This window comes from Actinoplanes sp. NPDC048967, assembly GCF_040649415.1.
Lineage (GTDB): Bacteria > Actinomycetota > Actinomycetes > Mycobacteriales > Micromonosporaceae > Actinoplanes.
Map to the genome: position 1 here is coordinate 191,103 of NZ_JBEZFL010000001.1, position 23,580 is coordinate 214,682.

Sequence of the window (23,580 nt, forward strand, 5' to 3'; positions counted from 1 at the left end):
ACTCCACTGTGGTCGGTCACGAGGCCACCCGCCGGTCCGCGACTGTCACCAACCGGGCGGGCCCGCGCAGCAGTGCGGGCACCTGGTGCGGGGTCGTGGGCGCGCCGTAGCGCAACCCCTGGGCGCCGTCGACGCCCGTTCCGGCCAGGCGGGCCTGGACCCCTTCCTCGTCCACGCCGTGCACAGTGAGGGTGAGACCGAGGGCGTGCGCGACCCGGGCCATCCCGGACAGCAGGTCCCGGTCGGCGTCGGGGCCCGTGGCCGGGGAGCGCAGCAGGCTCGCCGGCGACCGCAGGCCGTGCAGCGGAAGCTCCCGCAGGTACGGCAGACTGCTGTACCCGTTGCCGAAGTCGTCCAGCTCGAGCCGGACCCCGAGCGCCGCCAGCGCGGTCAGCACGGTGTGGCTGTGCTCCCCGGCCGGTACGGCGTCCAGCCCCGACAGGTGCAGGTGCAGCCGCCGGGGTGGCAGGCCGCTGCCGGCGAGCGCGTCCCGCACCAGGTCGACGATGTCCGGGTAGCCGATCTGATGCACCGGCAGTTCCAGGCCGATGAACGGGCCCTGGCGGCCGCCGTCCCAGCTCATCGCCTGCCGGCACGCCTGCCCGAGGAAGCTGCCGGCGAGCCGGGTCGTGGTGTCGCGGTCGCCGGTGAGCTGCCCGATCCGGGTGAGGTCGAGGATGCCCAGGTGCGGGTGCCGCCACGCCATCCGCGCGTGCAGCCCGGCGACGCGCCCGGATTCGAGCCGCACCACCGGCTGGTACGACGGCGGCCCGGTGACGAGCCCGGAGACACTGGTGGCGGCGCGGGGACGGCCGGGACCGGCGGGCTGCGGGTCGTACGCGGCCCAGCCGGTGGTGCCGGCGCGGGCCTGGCGCAGGGCGATCTCGGCGTCGACCAGCACCCGGGTGACGTCGAGGCCGGCGGTCGGCACGTCGACGACCCCGACCGCGGCGTGCAGCGGGGCGGTCAGGCCCGTGCCGGGCAGCGAGGCGGGCTCGGCCAGCTCGCGGGTGAGCCGCTCGGCCAGCTCGGCGAGGTGCGCGAGGCCGCCGCTGTCCTGCACCAGCAGCACGAACGTGTGCCCACTGTGGCGGGCCAGCAGATAGTCCGGGTGCCGGGCGACGCGCTGCAGCCGGCGGGCCACCTCGGTCAGTACGTGATCACCGGCGTCGGCCCCGAACTGCTCACCGACCGCGACCAGGCCGCCCAGGTCGATCAGGCAGAGCCCGACGTGCCGGTCCGGGTCGTCACCGTTGGCGGACTGCCGCAGGCGCTGCACGAGGCACGCTTTGTTGGCGAGGCCGGTGACCGGGTCGTAGTAGGCGAGCCGGTGGTAGCGGGCCTCGCTGTGCTGCAGGGCGGACTGGAACTCGCGGGCGGCCCGCTGGGTGGCCCGGTGCAGCGACTCCTGCTGAGCCAGCGTGCGGGCCTGGAGCGCGGCGGCGAATCCGGCGGCGAACGTACCGGCGACCTGCCGGGCCGGGCGCCGCACGGTGTCGCCGTCGCTGAGGTGGTCGAGCAGCAGGGTCATGCTGGCCGGCAGCGCTTCGGGCCGGCTGACGCCGAGGGCGACAACCTCCACCCCGACCTGGTAGGCCGCGTCGAGGTCCGGCGGGCTCGCCTGGGTGGCGGCCCGCAGACAATCCGCGTACGCCTCGAGCGTGCGCGTCGCGGCGTCCTCGGCGATCGGCAGGTAGACCCCCGCGGCCGCCGCGGCGGCGAACCACATGTCGCCCAGGCTCTGGCCGCGGGTGCCGGGAGCCGGCTGCCGCGCCGGCTCCAGCGGGCGGGCGGCGGCCGGCAGCGGATCGAGGGTACGGCGAGCGCTGAGCACCGTGCGGGCGGCCTGATCGAGGGCGGCGTCCGTGTACTGCACCGCGGTCTCGAGCGCGGCGGCCACGATCCCGTCGGCGCGGTGGCGGGCCTCCTCGATCAGCCGGTCGGCGGGCGCCTCGGCCGGGGTGGGCTCGTCCTCCTCGGGCACCGGGTCGTAACCGCACTCGGCGAGGATCTCGTTGAGCGCGGCGATCATCATCGCGTGGGTCAGGCCACCCTCGTCCGGCGGGAACGGATCGTCGTGCGGCGTCATGACCGGCCTCCCTCGGACTCGGGCTCGGACGCCGGTCCGGCCGGGGATCCGGGCTCGGGCTCAGGCTCGGACCCGGGCTCGGACCCGGCCTCGGTGCCGGGCTCAGTCGGCCGCCCGCGCTGGGCGGGCGCCGCCTGCCACATGGCCACCGCCTGCTTACGACCCAGCTTCAGCGCCGTCCGGACCGCCTCCGGCGTCTTGCCCACCTGCCGGGCGATCTCGGTCGGCGTCAGCCCCTCGGCCGACAGCTCCAACGCCTCACGCCGCGCCGGCGGCAGCTGGGCCAGCACCCCCGCGAACCATTCCTGCAGCTCGTACGCCACCAGCTCGGGGTCGGCCCGCCCGGTGCCCAGCTCGGCGACGTCGGCGACCAGCACCTCGACGTCGCCGCGCCCGGCGCTGCGCCGCTGTTTGAGCCAGTGTGACCGGGCCGCGGTGCGCACCCAGGCGACCGGGTGGGTCAGCTCCGACCAGCGACGCAGCGCCTCCCGGATCGCCTCGGCAACGGCGTCCTGGGCCTCCCAGCGGTCGGCGCCCTCCCGCAGCAGGCTGCGCACGAGGCCCGCCCAGTACCGCCGGAAGAACTCCTCGATCTCGTCGGCCGGAGGTGGCTCCGGGATCAGCGGTGGGGAAATCGGCGGTGACGCCGCACGCTCCACGTCGGGTGTGTCGTGCGTGCCGTGCGCGTCGGGCACCGATGTCTCCGTTCGCCGTTGAACTCCCACCTAGTTAGGTCCGTGGGAACCGGCCGGCGTGACATCGACGATCAAGATTCTTTTCAGAGGCGGGCCAGGGCCTCCCGCATCGCGCGGCCGAGCCGTACGGTGCCCGCGAGGTCAGCCCGTCCGTCGGCCGCGGCGGCAGCCACCCCGAGCCGGTACGTGAGGCGTTCGCGCGCGGTCATGGTGCCCCACCGCCAGTCGGCGCGCAGCATCCGGGCGAAGTGGTCGGGGCCGCGCCGCTCGGCCCGTTCCACGAGCGCGTCGCCCTGCACGACCCAGCCCAGGCAGGCGTCGGCGAGATCGCCGGGCGGGTCACCGCCGCGCACCGACCGCCAGGTCTCCCGGTACTCCCGCTCGGCGGCGAGCAGCACCGGCTCCGGCGTGGCCCGCACGCACCAGCAGGTCGGGAAGCCGATCCGCAGGTACGCGAGCTCGGTGATCCCGGCGCCGGCGGCGGCCCCTTCGAGGTCGACGAAGCGGATGCCACCGGCGGTCGTGATCTCGTTGCCGGGGCAGGGGTCGCCGTGCAGCAGCGCCGCGGTCCCGGCTGCCCGCAGGCGCTCGAGCAGGGCCGCCAGCTCGTCGTCGGCCCCGGCCGGGACAGTCACTCCCAGCGCGCCGGCCAGGTCGAGGAACGCCCGGACATCGCGCGGTGCGGGCCCGGTGTCGGCGGGCAGGTCGCCGGGGCTGAGGGCGTGCAGGCGGGCGAGGGCGGTGGCGTACCGGATCGCCCAGGGCTCGCGGTCGGGCACTTCGGTGAGGTGTTCGAGCACCAGCACCCGCCGCTGCGGGTCGGCGGCGAGCACCTCGGGCACGACGGCCGGGCGGGTGGCCCCGGCCAGGCGCAGGGCGGTCAGCTCCCGGCCGAAACGGCGGGCCGCGTCGGCGCCGCCGACGATCTGCTTGACCACTGCGGGCGTACCGGCGAACTCAGCTCGCCAGACACGCGACCGCGGGCTGCTGGCGATGGCCCGCACCCGGCGCGGCCGGCCCAGCCGGTCGCGCAGCGCGGGCCCGAGCGGCAGGGCCCGCCGGAAGATCACTCGGCGATCATCCGGATGATCGCGTTGCCGCCGAGCATGAGCACGTCGGCCCCGGCCACCAGGGCCATGGCCAGGTGCATCCGGCGGCTGGTCAGCTCGGGGTCGGAGCCGGTCAGCCCGAGCCCGGCGATGACCAGGGCGAGCAGCACCAGCGGGATGCCGAAGATGAGCAGCACCCCGACCGAGCCGGGGGTCCGGCCCTGCACGACGAGCAGCGTGAGCATCACCGCCGGCCCGATGCCGAAGAAGAGCACGGCCAGCCCGCCGTACCACCGCAGCGACCGCGTCGCGTCCGTCACCATGCACCTCCGATGCGGCGCTCATGGTATCGAGTGCCGATCACGGTCCCGGCCGCCGCCACGGCGGCGCGGCGAGCACGGGTCAGTGGGTGCGCGTGCGGAACATCGACCGGTACGCCTGCGGCGTCGTGTCCAGCCGGTGTCCGAAGTGGTGCCGCAGCGTCGCGGCGCTGCCGAAGCCCGCCCGTACCGCGATCGTGTCGATGCCCAGGTCGGACTCCTCCAGCAGGCGGCGGGCCAGCAGCACCCGCTGGCCGGTGAGCCAGTCGTGCGGGGTCGCGCCGGTCTCGGCCCGGAACTTACGGGCGAAGGTGCGCGGCGCCATGTGGGCCTCCGCGGCCAGGGTGTCCACCGTGTGCGGCTGGTCCAGGGTCTCCAGCACGTGGGTGAGCAGCGGCTGGAGCGTGTCGCACTCGATCGGCTGCACCGGCGTCTCGATGAACTGGGCCTGGCCGCCGTCGCGGTGCGGTGGCACGACCATCCGGCGGGCCAGCTGCGTGGCCACCGCCGAGCCCTGCTCCTCGCGGATCAGGTGCAGTCCGCAGTCGACTGCCGAGGCCGTGCCGGCGCTGGTGATGACGTTGCCGTCGGCCACGTACAGCACGTCCGGGTCGACCTTGGCCCGCGGGAAGCGGGCGGCCAGGGCGTCGGCGTGCCGCCAGTGGGTGGTGCAGCGGCGGTCGTCGAGCAGCCCGGCCGCACCGAGCGCGAACGCGCCGGTGCAGACGCTCATCACCCAGGCGCCGCGGGAGTGGGCGCGGCGCAGGGCTTCGAGGACGGTCGCCGGCGGTTCCGCGACGCCGTTGCCGGGCACGACCGCGACCAGGTCGGCCCGGTCGGTCGGGCCGAGGTCGTGGGCGGGCGAGATGGAGAAGCCGGCATGGGTACGGACCGGAGCGCCGTCGACGCTGCAGACGGCGAACTCGTAGCTCGGCAGTCCCTCGGCGGTGCGGTCGTAGCCGAAGAGCTCACAGAGCACGCCGAGCTCGAAGACGGCCACGTCGGGAAGGGCGATCACGGCGACACTGCGCAACATGCGGCCAGCCTACGGCGTACTGGCAGGATTTTGAAGATGTATGGCATCTCTGCCACTGTCCGGGGCTCCGGCCCGGGTCCATGCTGGTGACAAGCAACCCGGTGCGCACCGGCCAACGAACCGCCGGAACAAGGGTGTGAACGTCATGGGATTCGCCGTCCTTCTCTTCTTCATCGCCATCGCCGTCGCCTCGGGAGCCGGGCTCACCTTCGACAGCCGGGACAGCGGCGACTGGAAGCCCACCGCCGACGGCGTGCGTACGCCGGACAGATTTTGACCTCGGATGAAACACGGCACCGGCCCGTCCCGCGGATGACATGCGGGACAGGCCGGTGCCGTTCGGTGCTCAGCGACTACTTCTTCTTGACTGCGCCCTGCTCCTCGGCCGCGCCGGCCTCGTCCCCGGCACCGGCCTCCTCGCCGGCACCGGCGTCACCGGCGTCACCGGCGGCCTCGCCCGCGGCGGCCTTGGCGCCCGAGAGGTCCAGGCAGGCGACCAGCAGAGCGGCGCGGGCGTCCGTGACAGCGGCGTCGAGCTCCTCGGCACCGGCAGCGCCCTCTTCAGCGGCACCTTCCTCGGCAGCGCCCCGCTCAGCGGCGCCCTTCTTCTTGCCCGCCGCCTTCTCGGCGCCCATGCCCTTGGCGTACTTCTTGGCCACGACCTTCTTGGCCTTCTTGGACATCTCCGCCGGGGCCGCCTCGTCACCGGCGCCCTCTTCCGCGCCTTCCCCGGCGGCGCCGGCGGCTTCTTCATCCGCGGCGGCCTGATCGATGGCGAACTGATCGCAGGCGGCCTCGAGCGCCTGCGCCGACGCGGCGGCCGCCTCGGCGGCACCGATCTCGTCCTCCGGCGCCAATGGTTCGCCGTCACAGACAACGGCGCCCGCGTTGATTTCCAATTTCTCGCAGCCCGCGATGTCGAAGTTCTGGCCGTCGACCACCACGATCTCCGACGCCTGCGCCTGCTCGCCCGCCGAGGCGAGCTGCAGACCGGTGACACCGCCCACCACCAGCACACCAGCGATGACCGCGCCGCCGATCGCCTTACGGTTGACCCCGGTCCGGCCGGTCCCGATGCGTCGTCGCTGTCGCAGTCTCATCACCACTCCTCGTCGTCGGACATCAATGTCGTTCCGGCAGCAAGTACGCGAAGGCATGGCGATCAGGTTCAGATCTTCGGCGAATTCAACCGGTTCAAAATATCGGCGACTTTTTTCGGCACATCGTGCGCGCGTCCGGCGTCACACCCGCGGTACGCCCATCGGCGGTTAACCGGCCCCGCGAACGGTGAATGCTGGGAGCATGGCGACGAAGAAGACCGTGTTCGTGTTGTTCGGGGCCACCGGTGACCTGGCGAAGCGGATGGTGCTGCCCGCCTTCTACACCCTGGCCATCGAGGGGCTGCTGCCCGCCGACTGGGTGCTGGTGGGCAACGGGCGCGGCGACGTCGCCCATGAGGACTTCCGTAAGCACGTGCACGACGTGCTGGTCGAGTTCGGACCGCACCCGGACAAGGGCCCGTGGCGCGAGTTCGAGCAGCGGCTGCTGTTCGCCGGCGGCGGCTTCTCCACCGACTCCCCCGGCAGCCTGCTCGACGTGATCGGCGGCGCCCGCAAGAAGCTGGGCCCCCACGCGGAGCTCGTGCACTACCTGGCCGTACCGCCGCAGACCTTTCCCGAGCTGACCCGGGCGCTCGGGCAGCACGGCCTGGCCGAGGGCGCGCGGGTGGTCTACGAGAAGCCGTTCGGCACCTCGCCGGGCAACTTCCGGTCGCTCAACCGGATCGTGCACAGCGTGCTGGACGAGTCGCAGGTCTACCGGATCGATCATTTCCTGGGCAAGGAGGCGACGCAGAACCTGCACGTGCTGCGCTTCGCCAACGAGCTGTTCGCCGCGATGTGGAACCGCGAGCACATCGAGAGCGTGCAGATCGACGTCCCGGAGGACCTCGGGGTCGACGACCGGGCCGGCTTCTACGACGCGACCGGCGCGGTGCTCGACATGCTCGTCACCCACCTGTTCCAGGTCGCCGCCGAGGTCGCCATGGAGCCGCCGGCCGGCCTGGGCGCCGCCGACCTGCAGTCCGCCCGGGAACGGGTGATCCGCTCGTTCCGGCCGCTGGACCCGGCCGAGGTGGTCCTGGGCCAGTTCGACGGCTACCGCGCCGTCAAGGGCATCGACCCCCGGTCGAAGACGGACACCTTCGTCGCCGCGAAGCTGTGGATCGACAACGCCCGCTGGAAGGGGGTGCCGTTCCTGCTGCGCACCGGCAAGCGGATGGCCGCCAGCGAGCAGCGGGTCACCGTCGTGCTGCGGACCCCGGACCGGCCGATCGAGGGGCTGCCGGCCCAGGCGAACGCGCTGACCTTCTCGCTGTCCGGCGACGGGCAGATCGAGCTGCGGCTGCTGGCCAAGAAGCCGGGCGTCGAGCTGCGGGTCGAGCCGGCCACGATCAAGCTGCCGCTGGCCGAGCTGCCGGACGCCGAGCCGCTGCCGCCGTACGTGCGGCTGATCCACGACGTGCTGCTCGGGGACCGGTCGCTGTTCACCCGGCCGGACGGGCTGTCGGCGGCCTGGCGGGCGGTGCAGCCGATCCTGGACGCGCCTCCCCGGCCGGCGAAGTACCCGCAGGGCTCCTGGGGCCCGGCGGCGGCCAAGAAGCTGGTGGCGCCGTACCGGTGGCTGTCAGGGCAGTGAGGCCGCCGAGCGGATGCCGAGCACCACGAGGATCACCCCGCCGACCCGGTTGATCACCTGCCGGGCCCGGTCGGTGCGCAACAGGCGGGCGCCCGCCGACGAGACGACGATCCAGGCGCCGAGCCAGCCGACGACGACGAGTGCGTGCGCGGTGACCAGGACGAGCATCGGCGCCCACACCGGGCGCTCCGGCACGAGGAACTGGGGCGCGAGGGTCAGGTAGACGGCGGCGGCCTTCGGATTGAGCACGTTGCCGAGCAGCGCCTGGCCGTACGGGTGGCCCAGGCCGACGCGCCGCGGCCGGGGCGGTGGTTCCCGGCGGCGCAGCGTCGAGACGATCATCCACAGGCCCAGGCCGGCCAGGTAGACCGCGCCGGCCGCCTGCACCAGCCGGAAGGCCTGGGCCGAGTGCAGCACCAGCGCGGCGAGCCCGGCCGCGGCGAGCAGGCCGTGCACGTACAGGCCGGTGACCGTGCCGGCGACCACCCACCGGCCGTGCCGCCGGCCCGAGGTGGTGACCCGCGAGACGACCAGGGTCAGGCTGGTGCCCGGGCTCATGCTGATCGGGGCGACGACGGCGAGGAAGCCGAGCACCGCGGCGAGGCGCACGGCTCAGACCACGACGCGGTAGTGGGTGGTCAGCCGGCCGGAGTCGTCGTGGACGTGGAAGGCCACGCCGGGCGGCTGGCTGCGGGTGGCGAGCGGGCCCGGGCCCTCCCAGGGCATCCGCAGCGTCGAGATGACCCCGGGCGCCACCAGCAGCGGCCGGCCCGCGAAGGTGCTCGCCGCCGCGGTGTGCGCGTGCCCGGTCAGCACAGCGACGACCTGCGGATGCGCCGCGATCAGGGCGGCCAGCGGCCCGGCGTCGACCAGGCGGATCGAGTCGGCCACCGGATGGTGCAGCTCGACCGGCAGGTGATGGAAGGCGATGAAGACCGGCGTCCCCGCCGGGACGGTCGCCAGCTGGCCGGCGAGCCAGGCCGTCGTGGTCTCGTCGAGCCGGCCCTGGTCGGCGCCCGGGATGCTGGAGTCGCACAGCAGGAAGACCGCGCCGGCCACGTCGTGCCGGCTGTTGATCGGGGCGGTGCCGCCCTCGGCGATCCCCAGCAGGCCCTTGCGGTACGCGTCCCGCACGTCATGGTTGCCGGGGCAGACCAGCACCGGCAGTGGCGAGGCGAACAGCTTGGCGGCGAGCCGGTACTCGTCCTCGCGCCCGTTGTCGGCGATGTCGCCGGTGATGAGGATGGCGTCCACCGGCCCGGGCAGGGCGTTCAGGTGATCCATGACGGCTGCGGTCCGGGCCGCCGACTCCGGCGTGTCGTCCAGGTGGGTGTCGCTGAAGTGGGCGAGCACGAACATCGGCAGCTCCCTGCGGGTAGATGCGGCAACCGTCAGCCGCGCACGCTAGCAACGGCCTCGATCCCGGCGCCGCCCCTTTTCCCGGGCGGACAGCGCGGTCCTGGTGTCGCTAGAGTCCTGCGGCGGCGGGCCGTAGCGCAGAGGTCGTCGCGCCGCACTGCAGATGCGGAGGACGCCGGTTCGATTCCGGCCGGTCCGCCACCACCGGCGGGGAGGTCCGGCGACGGGAGGGGTCGGCGTGGAGCGGCGACGGGAACGCCTGCGGTACCGGCGTGAGCTGAACCTGTGCGCGCCGCCCGCGATGATCGCCGCGGCCACCGAGCGGCGGCTCGCCGGTGACTGGCGGGGGGCCTGCGCGGCCGCGCTGGTCGAGGTGGATCTCGACCTGCGGGCGGTGGCGTCGTCCTACGGTGCCGCGCACGCCGAGCGGATCGAGGCCGAGCTGACCGGCTTCGCCCCCGACCTGCTGCGCCGGTTCCTGCCCCGGTCGGAGGGCCGGCTGGTGCCGCGGGCCACGGTGGTGCTGTCGCGCTTCGACGAGCCGTGCCGCGGCGCCCGGGAAGGCACCCGCCGGCACGGGCCGGTGCTGGTCGCCACCCATCCGCGCAGCTGGCAGGTCGTCCGGCAGGCCGTGACGCTGCGGGTGGTGCACAAGTTGCCCACCCACTTCTACGACCTGCCGGAATGGACGTGGCGCGCCGACGCCGGGCCCGACCGGCGCTGGGTGTACGGCGCCGGTCCGGACCGGCTGCCGTGGCATTTCGCCGACGGGTCCCCGTACCCCCAGGGCACCGTGACGCCCCCGGAGCAGGCGGCCGACCGCACCGGTGAGATCGAGCGGATCGCCGCGGCGCTGGCCGCCGGGCGGCCGGTCGAGGCGTTCGAGCTGGCCGGCTTCGAGGTCGACCGGACCCCGACCCACCACTACGGCCCCGAGCTGACCAAGCTGCTGGCCCGGATGGGCCGGGCCCTTCCGGTGGCCCGCGCCGAGCTGCTCCGGCTCGCCCACCGGTACGAGCAGGAGCGCTTCCGGGCGCAGTACGGCCTGGTCGGCGTCACCCGGTTCACCGTGCGCCGGCAGGACTACTCCCGCGCCGCCTCCGGTCCGTGGATGTTCGAGGTGCCCGCCCCGGCCGAGACGAGCCTGCTGCGCTTCGGTGACATCGGCCCGGACGAGCTGCATCCGCTGGTGCACGAGGCGCTGTTCCCGGACCGCGTCCAGCAGTGGCGGGCGCAGGTTCCGCACGTGCCGGAGCCGATCCGGGTCCGCTGCGGCACCGACTGGCACACGGTCGTCGCCACCGGCGGGCACCTGCGCACCCCGCACCACGGCGACGCCGACGCGGGCGGGCCGATGAGCGGCTGCGCGGCCGCGGTGCGGGGCTGGCGCACCGGCGTCCGGCCGATGCCCAAGGACGTCCGCAAGGACCGGCAGGCGCTGTTCGCCCTGGCCCTGCACGGCGACAGCGACGGGCTGCTCGCCCGGCTGGCCGACGGTCTCGACCCCGCCCTGCGCGGCCCGGGCGGCGGCACTCTGCTGCACTGGCTCGCCCACCTGGACCACGAGCGGCTGCTGCCGGTGCTGCTGGGCGCGGGGCTGTCGCTGGAGGACCGCGACCACGAGGGGCGCACGGCTCTGCACGCCGCGGCCGAGTCGTCCGCCGAGGCCACGATGGCGGCCCTGATCGCGGCGGGCGCCGACCCGCACGCCCGCGACCAGCTCGGACGGACCCCGGCTCGGGTGCTGGCCGAGGTGCGCGGCTCGTAGCGGCGGTTGGTTATGCTTCCGCGCGGCGAGGCCGTAGCGCAGAGGTCGACGCACCCGCCTCTCAAGCGGGGGGACGCCGGTTCGATTCCGGTCGGTCTCGCCCCCGGGCCGCAGGAGGGCGCAGTGTCGGTCGACCGTACGGAGCTGGCGGTGTGCCTTTCCGTGCTCGCGCGGCTCGGCGACCCCGGCCTGGACGACGCCACCCGGCTGACGCTGGAACGAGCCGTGACCTCGGCCGCCCGGGATGTGAAGCGCCGGGCCAAGGTGCGCCGTGACGCCGAGACCCGGGCCGCGGACCGGGCCGTGCTGGCGACGGCCACCCGTTTCCACACCGAGATCCCCCCGGAGCTGCCCGGCCCCTCCCCGGCCACGCCCGCTCCCGCCGGCACTCTGCGGCGCGAGCGCCGGTGCTACGTGTGCAAGACGGCGTACCGGGAGGTCGACGCCGACTATCACCTGCTCTGCCCGCCCTGCGCGGAGGAGAACAGGGTGCGCCGGCACGCCCGGTGCGACCTGTCCGGGCGTACCGCTGTGGTCACCGGCGGGCGGGTGAAGATCGGCTTCCACACCGCGCTGAAGTTGCTGCGCGACGGCGCCGAGGTCATCGTCACGACCCGCTTCCCCCGCGACGCCGCCCGCCGGTACGCGGCCGTGCCCGACTTCACCGCCTGGGGACACCGGCTTTCCGTGCACGAGCTGGACCTGCTGGACCTCGACGCCACCCTGGACTTCGTGGCGCTGGCCGGACGGCGCTTCACCGGGCTGGACATCCTGGTCAACAACGCCGCGCAGACGCTGTACCGGCCCGAGGCGTACCACCGGGAGGTGCGTGCGGCCGAGACCGCCGCGCTGTCCGGACCGGCCGCCCGCATCGCGATCACCGCCGGCGACCCGAGGGTGCCGGTGGCCACGGGTGACCCGCTGTTCCCCGCCGGGCACCGCGACGAGACCGGCCTGCAGCTGGACCTGCGGGCGGTCAACTCGTGGGTGCTGCACGACGGTGACGTCAGCCCGCACGAGTGGCTCCAGGTGCACGTCGTCAACGCGTTCGCGCCGTTCCTGCTGACCTCGCGCCTGCGTCCACTGCTGGCCGCCAGCCGGCACCCGCAGCGGCATGTCGTGCAGGTGTCGGCGATGGAGGGCAGCTTCTCGCGGCAGGGCAAGACCGTCCGGCACCCGCACACCAACATGGCCAAGGCGTCGCTGAACATGCTGGTCCGCACGGTGGCCGCGGACTACGAGCGGGACGGCATCCACATGAACAGCGTGGACACCGGCTGGGTCACCGACGAACGCCCGCACCCGGCCAGGACGGCCGTGCGGGAGGCCGGCTTCCGGCCGCCGCTCGACGTCGTGGACGGCGCCGCCCGGGTGTACGACCCGATCGTGCGCGGGCTGCGCGGCGACCCGGTGAGCGGCCAGTTCCTCAAGGACTACCGGAGTGTGCCCTGGTGAGCGACGCGACCCCGGTGCGCTGCCCGGCCATCACCGACCCCGGCGCCGGGCTGGCCGACCCCGCGGACTTCGCTCCCCTGCTGGCCCGGCTGGCCACCGCGGGTACGGTCGCCCGGCCCGAGGGGTTCCCGCGTGGGACCGTCCAGCCCGACGGCCGGCTCGACCTCTGCAAGCAGGGCCTCGGCCCCGCGCAGGCGGCGCGGATCGTCGCGGCGGCCGTCGACTCGCCGCTGGTGCGTCACCTGCTGCTCGGCACCAACGGCCTGGGTGCCGACGGCGCCCGCGCGGTCGCCGGCGCGCTGCGGCCCGGCCACCACGTCGAGACGCTCTACCTTGGCTGCAACCGGATCGACGCGGACGGCGTGGACGCGATCGCCGCCCGGCTGGCCCAGGACGACACCGTGCGGGCACTCTGGCTCAAACGCAACCCGGTCGGCGACGACGGCGTGGCCCGGCTGGCCGCCGCGCTGGCCACCAACCGGGCCATCCGTACGCTCGACCTGGTCAACGTCGGCCTGACCGTCCCCGGCCTGCGGGCGCTGGCCGCCGCGCTCGCCGCCCGCCCGGCCCGGTTGCAGCGGCTCTACCTGGGCGGCAACGGTTTCGGCCCGGACGCCGTGCCGGTGCTGGGCACGCTGATCCACGAGGCCGGGGTGCACGAGATCTACCTGGCCGCGAACCACCTCGGTGACGCCGGGGCGGCGGCGCTGGCCGGGCTCGCGGACGGAGTGGCGCTGACCCTCGGGCTGGGCGGCAACGGCCTGACCCCGGCCGGGGCCGTGGCACTGGCCCGGCACCTGGGCGCGTGGACGGCGCTGGACCTGGCCCGGCCGCCGTCGGAGCGGTCGCTGGGCGCGCGGGGCAACGTGGTCGGCGACGAGGGCGCGTACGCGCTGGCCGACGCCCTCGGCGGGGCCCGGCTGCAACGGCTGGACCTGCGGCGGACGGAGATCGGCGGGCGCGGCGCCCGGCGGCTGGTGACGGCGGTGCAGGGGCATCCGACGCTGGCGTACCTGGGGCTCAACGGCGGGGTGCCGCGCCGGCAGCGGCGCAAGGCGGCGGAGCTGCTCGCGGGGCAGCCGGCGCCGGTGCCGCACGCCGATGTCCGGGCGATCGCGAGCGTCTACCGATAGCCCGAGGTGAGTGGAATAACCGGCGTCCTCCTGCGTTCTACCCCCTGGATCCACTTGGAGGACTGAGATATGAAGACCGGCATCCACCCCGCGTACGGTTACGTCGTCTACCGCGACCGCAGCGCCGACTACTCGTTCCTGACCCGGTCCACCGCGACCAGTGACAAGACGGTCGAGTGGAGCGACGGGCAGACCTACCCGGTGCTCGACGTCGACATCTCCAGCGGCAGCCACCCGTTCTGGACCGGCAAGCAGCGGCTGCTCGACACCGCCGGCCGGGTCGAGAAGTTCCGCGCCAAGTACGCCCGCGCCCGCGGCGGAAAGTAGACCGTCACCACGCAACCGGCGGCACCCCTCACCGGGTGGCCGCCGGTTTCGCGTACCCGGCCGCGTACGCCTGCCTGATCTCGGCCAGCTGCCCCTGCTCGGCCGCGTAGTCACGCGGGCGGGGCTCGTCCGGGGTGGGGTCGAGGATCACCTCGCTCGCGCCCAGCCCGGCCAGCGCGTGCACGTCCCCCACCACCTGCTCGAGCGTGCCGACCCCGGCCGGGCGCTCCGGACCGGCCGGCTCGGCCTGCAGCCGCGCCTTCACGCGGACGACCAGCTCCGGCACCGGCCGGTCCTGCTCCGCCGCCTCCTGGCGCAGCGCCGGCAGCCCCTTGTCCCGCAGCCAGTCCAGGTCGGGGTTGATGGGATGCCAGGCGCTCCCCGAGCGGACCGCGCGGCGGATCGCCCGGCGCGACGCTCCGCCGACCCAGACCGGCACCCGGCCCTGCGGCGGTCGCGGCCCCGTCCGCACCCCCTGATATCCGGGCCCGTCGACCCGGTCCGCGGCCCACGCCCCCGTGATGATCTCCAGGTATTCGTCGGTGACCGGGCCGCGCCGGGCGTGATCGGCGCCCAGCGCGGCGAACTCGGTGGCCGACCAGCCGGCCCCGACGCCGAGCACGAACCGGCCGCCGCTCATCAGGTGCAGCATCGCGCTCATCCGGGCGGTGTGCAGCGGGTGCCGGTACGGCAGCAGCACCACCGAGGTGCCCAGCCGCACGGTCGAGGTCTGCCCGGCCAGCCAGGCGAGCAGCACGAACGGGTCGTGGAACGGCTCGGGATAGATCGCGGCGACCTCCGGGGTCAGCACGACGTGGTCGGAGACCACCAGGGTGTCGAAGCCGCCGTCCTCGGCGAAGCGGGCCCAGCCGAGCAGCGCGTCGTAGCTGGATTCGGGCCCGAAGTTGGGCACGTTCACGCCGAGCCGGATCATCGGGCGACCGCCTGCTCGTAGCGCCGGAAGGGGGCGGCGGCGTCGGCGTCGGTGTGCCCGGGACGGGCGATGCCGGGCAGGACCGCCGTGACGGCGTCGATGAGCCGGGCCGTGGTCGCCGCGTCGCCGTCGATCGCCGCCGGGACCATTGACTTGTCCGCGGCGTACACGATCTCGCCGATCCCGGCCGCGGCGGCGACCAGCCGGCAGATGGCGCACGGCTCGCAGCTGGAGTAGACGACGGCGCCGGACAGGTCGGCCGTGCCGAGCCGCCGGGTGGCGTCGCGGACGGCGACGACCTCGCCGTGCCCGGACGGGTCGTGGTCGTCCACGACGGTGTTGGCGCCGCCGCCGAGCACGACGCCGTCGCGCACGACCAGCGCCACGAAGGGCAGCCGGCCGGTGGCGGCCTGGTGCAGAGCCAGTTCGACGGTACGGGCCAGCGCCGCCCCCTCGTCGAGCGGGACGCCGATCAGCGCATTGACATCAACGGTGGTCATCCGACGAGACTAGAAGTTGACATCGGTGTGAAGGGCAAGGGAGTTGTGATGCGGATCGGTGAGCTGTCCGCCCGGACCGGCGCGAGCACGCGGTCGATCCGCTACTACGAGGAGCAGGGGCTGCTGACGTCGGTGCGCTCGGGCAGCGGTCAGCGCACGTACCCGGAGGCGGCGGTCGAGCGGGTGCTGCTGATCCGGCGGCTCTTCGACGCGGGCATCAGCAGCCGGACGATGTCCGACCTGCTGCCCTGCCTGAGCGACCCGGCGATCCGGACCCCGTGGCTCACCGACCGGCTGCGGGCCGAGCGGGAACGCATCGTCGCCGAGATCGCCGAGCTGACCGGGACCGTCGCCGCCCTCGACGCCGTCATCGGCGATCTGGCGGTCCCGGGAACACCACCTCGGTGATCGTCGCCGTGCCGGTGGTCACGCCCCCCTCGTGCATGGTGATCCGGTCACCGGGCTCGAGATGATGCCAGCGGACAGCGGTGAGCGGGGCCAGCCGGACCGGACCGGCACCGCCCGGTGGCAGCTCCTGGGCGAACTCGACCCAGATCAGCGCGACCGCCAGGTCCGGCGCGCCGGCCGGGGTAAGCAGGCCGGTGTCCCACAGCGGGCGTACCGTCCCGGCGCCGGGGATCGCCGCCGTGCGCGTGCCGGGGATCAGCCGCAGCTCGGCGCGGATGACGCCGTGCAGCACCTCGCGGCGGCGCCACGCGCACCACGCGGCGCTGCGTTCCAGGCCCATCCGGTACGCGGCTTCCTCGAGGATCTGGAAGTACGACGTGGTGACCGGATGGTCGTCGCCCCGGTCGAGCAGCACGTCCAGCGCGAGCTCCCACTCGTGCCGGTCCAGGTACTCGTCGAGGTCGGCCCGGGGCAGCCGGGCGGGCAGCTCGCCCGCCGCCTGGCGCAGGAGTCCGGGCACATCCACGCCAGCGATTGTGCCCGTGTCACGATCGGGCCCGGCGACCGGACAACCGGGTGGTCCTCCGCACCCGTCTGAGAAGTGATGACCCGACGGAGGGCGGCAGGATGCGGGACGCTTCTCAAGCGGAGTACGTCGACTACGTCACGGCGCGGATACCCGCGCTGCGGCGGCTGGCGTTCCTGCTGGCGGGCGACGAGCACCGCGCCGACGACCTGGTGCAACAGACCATCACCACGCTGTACGTGAAATGGCAGCGGGCGGCCGCGGTCACGCATCTCGACGGGTACGTGCGCACCATGCTGGTCCGCACGTTCGTGGACGAGCGGCGGCTGGCCTGGGCCCGGGTCCGGCTGCTGCGCGAGACACCGGAGCCGCTGCCGCCGGCCGATGGCAGTGGCATCGAGGACCGCCAGATCGTCCGGGTCGCGCTGGCCCGGCTGCCGCGCCGGCAGCAGGCCGTGCTGGTGCTGCGCTTCTTCTACGACCTGCCGGTCGACGAGGTGGCCGCGATCCTCGGCTGCTCGGCCGGCACGGTCAAGAGCCACACCTCCCGCGGTCTGACCACCCTGCGACGCCTGCTGGGCGAGCGGGAACTGACGGGCTTTTCCACCCAGGAAATGAGGAGCCGATGATGCCGTCCGATGTCGACCTGCTGCGGTCTCTCGACGACCAGCCGCGCACGCCGTCCACCGTGGACATCGGCCGCGCGATCGCCGACGGGCGCCGCCGGCACCGCACCCGCCGTGCGGCGGGTTACACCGGCGCGGCGGCGGTGACCGCGCTCGCCGTCGCCGGGGCGTCGGTCGCGACCGGGCCGGTCGCCGAGCCGCAACCGAAGATCGCCGCACCGGTCAGGTCCTCCCCCGCCACGGTCCCCGGCACCCCGGGGTGGACCGCGCCGGCCGCCACCCCGCCCAGCAGCTGCACGCTGCACCAGCTACCCGCGCCCGACAACGCACCGATGGCGCTGGTCTCTGGAGCCGACCCCGGCGGCCGGTACATCGTCGGCCGCTCGTACCCGAAGGCCGGCGGCTACCAGGCAGTCATCTGGCACGACGGCGAGGCCCGCAAGGTGCTGCTCCCCGGCGACCAGGAGGAGTCCCTGCGCGACGTCAACTCGGCCGGCACCGCGGTGGGCTGGAGCTACGCCGGCAGCGGCCCGGTGCCGTACGTCTACCGCGACGGCAAGGTGGCGAAACTGCCGGGCGTACGGCGCGGCTCGGCGCTGGCGATCAACGAGGCCGGCGCGATCGTCGGCGACAACGACACCGGCAACGCCGCGCTGCTGTGGCGCTCGGCGACCGCGGAACCGATCCGGCTGCCGGTGCCCGCCGGCACGTCCCGGGCCCAGGCGACAGACATCGACGAGGACGGCACCGCGGTCGGCACCCTCGACGACGAACGGCCGTACGTCTGGTTCCCGGACGGCACCCACCGCGAGCTGCCGATGCCGGTCGTCGGCGGCAAGCCGGCCGCCACCGCCCGGGCTTTCAGCATCCGCAACGGCTGGGCGACCGGGGTGGCCACCGACGGCACCGGCCGCGACGGCGGCAACCCCTCCCCCGGGGCCAAGGAAGGCGACAAGAAGGCACCGGCCCGCGTGACGGCCGTCCGCTGGAACGTCCGCACCGGCGAGGTCCGGCTGATCGACGGCATGGGGATCGGCGCGAACACGGCGAACGCCCACGGCTGGCAGGTCGGCCCGGACAAGCAGGGACGCGCGGTGCTGGTGGCCGACGGCAGGACGGTCGTGCTGCCGGACCTGGCCACGCACGAGCCCGGTGGCCTGGCCACCATCGCCACCACCCTGAGCGACGACGGACGCACCATCGGCGGCCAGTCGGACGACGCATCCGGCACGATCCAGGCCGTGGTGTGGCGCTGCCGGTGAAGGTAGTGCGCTGCTGCGGCCCCGAAGGCGCGGACCGTGACTACAGACCGTTCAATGCGAAGCGGTAGACGTCGCGAACTCCTCCGACGAAGAGGACACGGCCGTCCGGGGCCCAGGCGCAGCAGGTCCCGGGCGCGTCGAGCCGGGTCATCGCGACCGGCTCGCCGTCCGGACGCCAGACCCGGACCGCGTCGTCCACTCCGACGCCGGCCAGCAAATTCCCCGTCCGGTGCGACGGCGAGGGCGGTGTGGCCGCCCGGGTGGATGACGCGCACGCCGCCGGTGGCCACGTCCCACCGGCGCAGCGGACCGGCCGGCCCGGCGGCGACCAGCCAGTTCCCGTCGGGAGCGATCGCGACCGTGTGCAGCGGGGTGCGGCCGGGCAGTCTCGCTCGGCGGGTCAGCCCCGGAACCTTCCACAGGCGCACCGCACCGTCGTTGCCGACACTCGCCAGCCACGTGCCGTCCGGTGCCACTGCCAGGGCGTTGGTGCGCCGCTCGGCACAGTTCCCACTGTTCACCTGTTTGGGATCGCCCCTGACCGCCCGGATGTCTTGCATCCGCCGGGTGACGAGGTCCCAGATCTCGATGTTGACGGGATCCCGTGCCATGGCGATCCAGCTGCGGTCCGGCGCGATCGCGAGCGCGTCCGGCCAGGTGTCATGGCACCATTCGGCGACCAGCTCCTGAATCTGCGGATCGCAGGTCAGCGCCGGTTTGCTCGACCGGTATGCGGCTGGGTGCCGGAGCCGGACCCCGTTCGCCGGTGGATGCGGCAGGCGGACACCCGTGTCGGCGTCCCGATGGACGAACCGCTGGCCCTTGCCGACTACCAGGCGTCTTCCGTCCTTGCTCACCTCCAGGCTGGTGACGGGCGTCGGCCCTACTTCGCTCTGGCAAGCGGTGCCGGCGGCACGGTCCCAGATCCGAACCGTGCCGTCCCGAGCAGCGCTGGCCATCCAGGCCTCTCGCTCGCTGACCGTCACGTGGGTGACGGCGTGGTGATAGGCGGCCAGTTCACCGGACCAGAGACCGGTCGATACGTCCCAGAAGTTCAGTCCGCCGCGACTGTCCAGGTGAACCAGGCGGCCGTCGTCCAGCGCGACCGTTCTCTCAGCGACGGACGGCCGGATGGACCACTCGTGTCGCTGGTGCCGTTCGGCGACATCCCAGATGCGGACACTCCCGTCCGCTCCGATGACAGCCAGCCAGTCACCGTCCGGAGAGGACACCATGTCGGTCGGTGCGAACCCGGCGCCCGCCACTTCGTAGCGGAGGCGGCCGGTGGCCGTGTCCCAGATTCCGACCCTCCCGTCCCGATCAGCGACGGCCAGCCACTCAGCGTCGTGAGGCATCGCCACGTCGATGACCTTGCCGAGTTCGCGCGGGGCCCATGAACGGCCGCCGGCGACGTTGCGCACCTCCAGGTTGTTCCGTCGACTCAGGGATACCAGCCATCCGGTATCCGGAGCGATGAGGATCTTGTGGTTCCGTCCCACGGCAGCGGCGCGTTCTTCGCACAGTTCTCCGGTGACGGCATCCCAGACCTGCCAGATGCCACGGCGGCCGCCGACCGTGATGATCCGTGTACCGTCGGCCGTGACGCCGAGGGCACGGAGCGGGCCGGCATGCGCCGCCAGCGTGGTGCGAGGCCGGCCGGTGGCCAGGTCCCAGATCCGGATCGGCCCGTCCGTACCGGCCGTGACCAACCATGAGCCGTCCCGAGGCGCGGCCAGGAACGCGACCTGTCCCGGTCCGTGCTTGAGGGTCATCCGGTGGCCGGGCGACGGCAGGTCCGGCAGTGCCCACGTGGCGGCGAGTGCGGGCAGTGACCGCTCGACGGCGCGTGCCCGCTGACCCCACGACGGGTCGTGCGCCACGCGGGAGAGCAGGATGTCGGCCACCGAGTGCGCAGGCTGCGTCGGGGTCAGGAGATGCGCGATCTGGGCCAGCAGGCGACTGAGCCGGTCCGCCTCCGGTGTTGCGGCCAGCAGCAGGTCGGTCAGCGGCGCGAGAGGGCCGGACGCGGTGAGCCGGGCCAGAACCCAGCACAGGTCGGTGGCGACCGCCTCGGCCTCGGTGTGGCGACCGGCGGCGAGCAGGTGCTCGACCAGGTGATCGCGCAGATAGCGGTCCTTCTCCGGAAGCAGCCACCAGGACGATGAGGCCGGTGCGACCGCGTCCAGCAGCACCCCGTGAAGCTGCACCACCCTTCCGGGTTCCAGACGCCGGTGCAGATGGTCGCGGATGACGTCGTGCACGGCGACGCCGGTGCCGTCCCCGGTCGCCCGGCTCAGCAGCGCGAGATCCGTCAGGCGGGAACAAAGTGCGCGGGTGTCGACCTCGCTGAGGCCGCCGGTGACCTGCCACAGCGAGGCCACCAGCGAGATCGGGATCACCTCATCCTCCACGAAGATCGCCAGTTCGGCGAACCGCTCGTGGTCCGCGGCGCTCAACAGGCCGGTGCTGGCCTCGATGGTGGCGGCCACGGCGCCGTCGCGCCGGTCCGGGTCATCCAGGTCGAGTCCGGTCCCGGCGATCTCGTCGATCCGGGCCAGGCCACCGCGGCGGACCTGGTGGAGGATCTCGCGGGCTGCGCACTCCGGCTCCGCGCCGAACCGGCTCTGGTCGGCCAGGATCTTGTTGAGCAGGCGCAACAGCAGCGGCCAGTTACCGGCCGCCGCGAGGAGTTCGTCGACCAGTTGCGGGCCGGGTGGCTGCAGCAGGTCGGCACAGAGCACCCGGCGAGCCTGTTCGTCGCTCATCCCGTCGACCCGGACCGACACGGCCCCGTCGGGGATCAGCGAGGCAACGCGGGTGGTGATCAGCCGCGCACTGCGACCGGCCACCGGGAACGCGTCCGCCTGACTCTCGAACCACACGTCGTCCACCACGATCAGCCGGCGCGGGCCGGCCGCCAGCACGGTGGCGAGGTGTTCGGCGGCCTGACGTACGTCGGTGAACGGCTGCGCCCGCACCGGATCGATGCGCCGGAGCAGGTCGTTGACCCGTTCCACGAGTTTGCCGCCCTGGACGTCGCGGCCGAGCGTCACCCAGTAGATCCGGCCGCCGAACCTGTTCCATACGTGCCGGTCCGAGCACACCAACCGGGCCACCGTCGTCTTGCCGAACCCGCCGGCTCCGTGCACGGCGGTGGTGATACCGACGGTCGTCGCGTTTCGGCCGCCCAGTGCCCGAGTGACGCCGGCGAGCTCGGCGGGCCGGTCGACCACCCAGGACTCGGACCGCTGAGGCGCGGGCACCAGATCAGCCAGTCCCTGGTCATACCGGCGCTGGACTCTGATGGCCAGCAGTGTGGTCGCGACGCCGGCCAAGGTGGCGCCGACCAGCCAGGCGATGGGATGCCGGTCCATGGTGGGGAACCAGGGCGCCGGGCTTCCCGTCGCGACGTTGACGGCGATGCCCACGATCACCGTGATGACGGCGCCGGCGATCGTCGCGCCGGCCACGCCGGCAAACCGCGCCACGAGTCCTCCCCGTCCGAGACGGCTCATTGAACCGCGGAGCCTCGCGGACGACCAAACCGCGACGACCGCATCCTCCTTCCGGGTGAACCGCCGGTCGGGCCTTCGCGCCCGCGCCCCCTGAGGCAGAGTGCTCGCATGACGGACGACGGTCTCCTGGCCCACGCGCGGGGCATCATCGCGAGCAACCACTACCTCGTGCTCGGCACCACCGGGCCGGACGGGCATCCGTGGACCGCCCCGGTCTACTTCGCCCCGTCCGGCGACCGGCACCACTACTGGGTGTCCGAACAGGACGCTGTCCACTCCGGTCACCTCGCCGCGCATCCGCGGGTGAGCATGGTCGTCTTCGATTCCACCGTGGCGCCGTATCACGGCCGGGCCGTCTACGCGGTCGGGGAGGCGCGGGAGGTGGCCGGTGCGGACCTCGAGCACGCGTTGCGCAGCTATCCCCGGGCCGACGGAGGCGGGGCCGCACCGGTGACCAGGGAGGACGTGACCGGGTCTTCCTCGTACCGCCTCTACCGGCTGACGGTGTCGGACATGTGGGTGCTGTGCCCCCGGGAGCCGCGGGAGGCCTGCCCGCGGCACGGCCTCGCCCAGGACCACCGGGCCCGGGTCATCGGGGGGTGAGCCGCCGGTCCGCGTCGGCGATCCGGGCCGTGGTGCGGTCCAGCAGGTCGAGCACTTCGGCCCGGGTCCGGTACGGCCGGTCGTTCCAGGTGGTCAGGTCGCGGACGCGGGCGACGCGCACCGGCGGCGCGGAGAGCGGTCCGACCGGGTCGGTGACCGGGGTGCCGCCGCCGAGCAGGGTGCACCAGAGCGCGTCCACCGCGGGGTAGGCGTGCTCCGGGCGGGGACTCTGCTGCCAGGCCGCGTGCATCACGGCGCCGACCAGGCAGGCCTCGACGACCCTGGTGCGGTCCAGGCGGCTGGGGAAGATCGACGACATGGTGCGGCGGCGGCCGGCCGGTGTCTCCATGACGTACCAGGTCTGCTGCGTCCAGCCGCGCGCGACCACGGCCCGGGCGGCCGTCAGCACGGCCAGGGCGTCCTGGTGGCGGTGGCTGCCGGGGGCCGGATGCGGTGGTGCGGTGGGCGCCGCGGGTGACCGGGAGGACAGCGCCTCGATCGCGGAGCCGAGCCGGGCCAGCACACCCCGCTGACGTCGGCGGGTGACCGCTTCGTTCATGTCCGCCTCCGGGTGCGAGCAGCGTGACCTCGATCGATTCTCCCCCGCCGGACGGCACCCGGGAAGATGACCTGTGTGCCATCCCGGGCGGCCGGGCTGCGAAGCTGGCTGACGTGACCGCCTTCTCGACGCCGCCCACCATCGTCGCCGGCACCCTCGCCGCCGGCCCCCAACCCGTGCTGTCCGCCCCCGGTGACCTGCTGCTGCGGCCGTGGGAGGCGGCTGACGCCGGGGTCTTCCTGGACGCCTACAGCGACCCGGAGATCCGGCGCTGGCACACCCGCCGCCCCTCCTCGGCCGAGCAGGTCGACGAGTGGTTCGAGCAGTACCGGCGGGACTGGGCGCAGGAGCGGGGCGGGCACTGGGCGGTGACCCGGGCCGGTGGTGCCGTGCTGGGACGCATCGCCCTGCGCGGCTTCGACCTCAGCGACGGCGTGGCTGTGTGCGCGTACTGGGTGCTTCCGGCCGCCCGGGGTGCGGGAGTGGCCTCGCGGGCGCTCACCGCCGTGAGCGACTGGGCTCTCGGTCAGGCCGGGTTTCACCGCCTGGAGCTGGATCATTCGACCGGTAACCAGGCGTCCTGCCGGGTCGCCACCGCCTCCGGCTTCCGGCTGGAGGGCACCAGGCGCAGCGCCGCCGTGCATGCCGACGGCCGGCACGACATGCACCTGCACGCCCGGGTGCGCGGCGACTGACGGAAACGAGAACTGCCCGGCGGA

General features: G+C 73.9%; 24 protein-coding genes and 2 tRNA genes. 12 read left to right on the forward strand and 14 right to left on the reverse strand.

Translation table 11 applies throughout. From position 1 onward, the window contains the following. Nucleotides 1-16: 16 nt before the first annotated feature. The 5 genes from AB0C12_RS00960 to AB0C12_RS00980 form a co-directional block, all read right to left on the reverse strand. Nucleotides 17-2,089, reverse strand: a complete 2,073-nt coding sequence (locus tag AB0C12_RS00960) for an EAL domain-containing protein (RefSeq protein ID WP_360542745.1) — start codon at nt 2,087-2,089, stop codon at nt 17-19. Further along, entirely contained in the window at nt 2,086-2,784 is a 699-nt protein-coding gene (locus AB0C12_RS00965; protein ID WP_360542747.1) for a sigma-70 family RNA polymerase sigma factor, read from the reverse strand. Before AB0C12_RS00965 ends, AB0C12_RS00960 begins: the two co-directional genes overlap by 4 nt. 83 nt (nt 2,785-2,867) lie before the next feature. Further along, complete coding sequence (locus tag AB0C12_RS00970; protein ID WP_360542749.1) at nt 2,868-3,854, reverse strand: phosphotransferase; 987 nt, start codon at nt 3,852-3,854, stop codon at nt 2,868-2,870. Continuing rightward, a complete protein-coding gene (locus AB0C12_RS00975; protein ID WP_212988961.1) occupies nt 3,851-4,156 on the reverse strand; it encodes a hypothetical protein in 306 nt (101 codons plus the stop codon). Before AB0C12_RS00975 ends, AB0C12_RS00970 begins: the two co-directional genes overlap by 4 nt. A 79-nt stretch (nt 4,157-4,235) precedes the next feature. Continuing rightward, nucleotides 4,236-5,189 (reverse strand): helix-turn-helix domain-containing protein, encoded by a 954-nt coding sequence (locus AB0C12_RS00980; RefSeq protein WP_360542751.1) that lies wholly within the window; start codon nt 5,187-5,189, stop codon nt 4,236-4,238. A 145-nt stretch (nt 5,190-5,334) separates the two neighbouring features. Here AB0C12_RS00980 and AB0C12_RS00985 point away from each other — a divergent pair, with 145 nt between their 5' ends. Then, the gene (locus tag AB0C12_RS00985) at nt 5,335-5,466 is read left to right on the forward strand and encodes a hypothetical protein (RefSeq protein ID WP_360542753.1); all 132 of its coding nucleotides are present in this window, start codon (nt 5,335-5,337) and stop codon (nt 5,464-5,466) included. A 76-nt stretch (nt 5,467-5,542) separates the two neighbouring features. Here AB0C12_RS00985 and AB0C12_RS00990 read toward each other — a convergent pair whose 3' ends face one another. Next, nucleotides 5,543-6,289 carry a hypothetical protein gene (locus tag AB0C12_RS00990; RefSeq protein WP_360542755.1) on the reverse strand — a complete coding sequence of 249 codons (747 nt, stop codon included), beginning with the start codon at nt 6,287-6,289 and terminating at the stop codon, nt 5,543-5,545. Nucleotides 6,290-6,491: 202 nt separating this feature from the next. On the opposite strand from AB0C12_RS00990, the gene zwf reads away from it, so the two are divergent. Next, on the forward strand, nt 6,492-7,886 hold the full coding sequence (zwf, locus tag AB0C12_RS00995; RefSeq protein ID WP_360542757.1) for a glucose-6-phosphate dehydrogenase: 1,395 nt from the start codon (nt 6,492-6,494) through the stop codon (nt 7,884-7,886). On the opposite strand, the gene AB0C12_RS01000 is transcribed toward zwf, so the two are convergent. Next, nucleotides 7,875-8,495 carry a LysE family translocator gene (locus AB0C12_RS01000; protein ID WP_360542759.1) on the reverse strand — a complete coding sequence of 207 codons (621 nt, stop codon included), beginning with the start codon at nt 8,493-8,495 and terminating at the stop codon, nt 7,875-7,877. The two genes, zwf and AB0C12_RS01000, sit on opposite strands and share 12 nt — an antisense overlap. 3 nt (nt 8,496-8,498) lie before the next feature. Further along, nucleotides 8,499-9,245 (reverse strand): metallophosphoesterase, encoded by a 747-nt coding sequence (locus AB0C12_RS01005; RefSeq protein WP_360542761.1) that lies wholly within the window; start codon nt 9,243-9,245, stop codon nt 8,499-8,501. A gap of 125 nt (nt 9,246-9,370) precedes the next feature. Here AB0C12_RS01005 and AB0C12_RS01010 point away from each other — a divergent pair. The 6 genes from AB0C12_RS01010 (at nt 9,371) to AB0C12_RS01035 (ending at nt 13,928) form a co-directional block, all read left to right on the forward strand. Beyond that, nucleotides 9,371-9,445, forward strand: a tRNA-Cys gene (locus AB0C12_RS01010). A gap of 38 nt (nt 9,446-9,483) precedes the next feature. Then, nucleotides 9,484-11,013, forward strand: a complete 1,530-nt coding sequence (locus AB0C12_RS01015; protein ID WP_360542763.1) for an ankyrin repeat domain-containing protein — start codon at nt 9,484-9,486, stop codon at nt 11,011-11,013. 27 nt (nt 11,014-11,040) lie between these two features. Beyond that, nucleotides 11,041-11,113 (forward strand) — tRNA-Glu (locus AB0C12_RS01020). A 23-nt stretch (nt 11,114-11,136) separates the two neighbouring features. After that, nucleotides 11,137-12,468, forward strand: a complete 1,332-nt coding sequence (locus AB0C12_RS01025; RefSeq protein ID WP_360542765.1) for an SDR family NAD(P)-dependent oxidoreductase — start codon at nt 11,137-11,139, stop codon at nt 12,466-12,468. Next, on the forward strand, nt 12,465-13,601 hold the full coding sequence (locus AB0C12_RS01030; RefSeq protein WP_360542767.1) for a gala protein: 1,137 nt from the start codon (nt 12,465-12,467) through the stop codon (nt 13,599-13,601). The genes AB0C12_RS01025 and AB0C12_RS01030 overlap by 4 nt, the downstream gene beginning before the upstream one ends. A gap of 69 nt (nt 13,602-13,670) precedes the next feature. Next, the gene (locus AB0C12_RS01035) at nt 13,671-13,928 is read left to right on the forward strand and encodes a type B 50S ribosomal protein L31 (RefSeq protein ID WP_360542768.1); all 258 of its coding nucleotides are present in this window, start codon (nt 13,671-13,673) and stop codon (nt 13,926-13,928) included. A 28-nt stretch (nt 13,929-13,956) separates the two neighbouring features. On the opposite strand, the gene AB0C12_RS01040 is transcribed toward AB0C12_RS01035, so the two are convergent. After that, the gene (locus AB0C12_RS01040; protein ID WP_360542770.1) at nt 13,957-14,862 is read right to left on the reverse strand and encodes a TIGR03619 family F420-dependent LLM class oxidoreductase; all 906 of its coding nucleotides are present in this window, start codon (nt 14,860-14,862) and stop codon (nt 13,957-13,959) included. After that, the gene (locus AB0C12_RS01045; protein ID WP_360542772.1) at nt 14,859-15,362 is read right to left on the reverse strand and encodes a deaminase; all 504 of its coding nucleotides are present in this window, start codon (nt 15,360-15,362) and stop codon (nt 14,859-14,861) included. Before AB0C12_RS01045 ends, AB0C12_RS01040 begins: the two co-directional genes overlap by 4 nt. Nucleotides 15,363-15,410: 48 nt before the next feature. Here AB0C12_RS01045 and AB0C12_RS01050 point away from each other — a divergent pair, with 48 nt between their 5' ends. Beyond that, nucleotides 15,411-15,770: a MerR family transcriptional regulator gene (locus AB0C12_RS01050; protein WP_360542774.1), complete on the forward strand. Its 360-nt coding sequence runs from the start codon at nt 15,411-15,413 to the stop codon at nt 15,768-15,770. Here AB0C12_RS01050 and AB0C12_RS01055 read toward each other — a convergent pair. Next, nucleotides 15,730-16,296 (reverse strand): hypothetical protein, encoded by a 567-nt coding sequence (locus AB0C12_RS01055; RefSeq protein WP_360542776.1) that lies wholly within the window; start codon nt 16,294-16,296, stop codon nt 15,730-15,732. The two genes, AB0C12_RS01050 and AB0C12_RS01055, sit on opposite strands and share 41 nt — an antisense overlap. A 101-nt stretch (nt 16,297-16,397) precedes the next feature. On the opposite strand from AB0C12_RS01055, the gene AB0C12_RS01060 reads away from it, so the two are divergent. Then, the gene (locus AB0C12_RS01060) at nt 16,398-16,925 is read left to right on the forward strand and encodes a SigE family RNA polymerase sigma factor (protein ID WP_360542778.1); all 528 of its coding nucleotides are present in this window, start codon (nt 16,398-16,400) and stop codon (nt 16,923-16,925) included. A 121-nt stretch (nt 16,926-17,046) separates the two neighbouring features. Here AB0C12_RS01060 and AB0C12_RS01065 read toward each other — a convergent pair whose 3' ends face one another. Next, a complete protein-coding gene (locus tag AB0C12_RS01065; protein ID WP_360542780.1) occupies nt 17,047-17,220 on the reverse strand; it encodes a hypothetical protein in 174 nt (57 codons plus the stop codon). A 246-nt stretch (nt 17,221-17,466) separates the two neighbouring features. Beyond that, nucleotides 17,467-21,672 carry an NB-ARC domain-containing protein gene (locus tag AB0C12_RS01070; RefSeq protein WP_360542782.1) on the reverse strand — a complete coding sequence of 1,402 codons (4,206 nt, stop codon included), beginning with the start codon at nt 21,670-21,672 and terminating at the stop codon, nt 17,467-17,469. A gap of 135 nt (nt 21,673-21,807) precedes the next feature. Between AB0C12_RS01070 and AB0C12_RS01075 the strand changes: the two genes are divergently transcribed. Next, the gene (locus AB0C12_RS01075) at nt 21,808-22,302 is read left to right on the forward strand and encodes a pyridoxamine 5'-phosphate oxidase family protein (RefSeq protein WP_360542784.1); all 495 of its coding nucleotides are present in this window, start codon (nt 21,808-21,810) and stop codon (nt 22,300-22,302) included. Here the strand turns inward: AB0C12_RS01075 and AB0C12_RS01080 are convergent. Further along, nucleotides 22,289-22,861, reverse strand: a complete 573-nt coding sequence (locus AB0C12_RS01080; protein ID WP_360542786.1) for a hypothetical protein — start codon at nt 22,859-22,861, stop codon at nt 22,289-22,291. The two genes, AB0C12_RS01075 and AB0C12_RS01080, sit on opposite strands and share 14 nt — an antisense overlap. A gap of 113 nt (nt 22,862-22,974) precedes the next feature. Here AB0C12_RS01080 and AB0C12_RS01085 point away from each other — a divergent pair, with 113 nt between their 5' ends. Continuing rightward, on the forward strand, nt 22,975-23,556 hold the full coding sequence (locus AB0C12_RS01085) for a GNAT family N-acetyltransferase (RefSeq protein WP_360544895.1): 582 nt from the start codon (nt 22,975-22,977) through the stop codon (nt 23,554-23,556). Nucleotides 23,557-23,580: the final 24 nt, after the last annotated feature.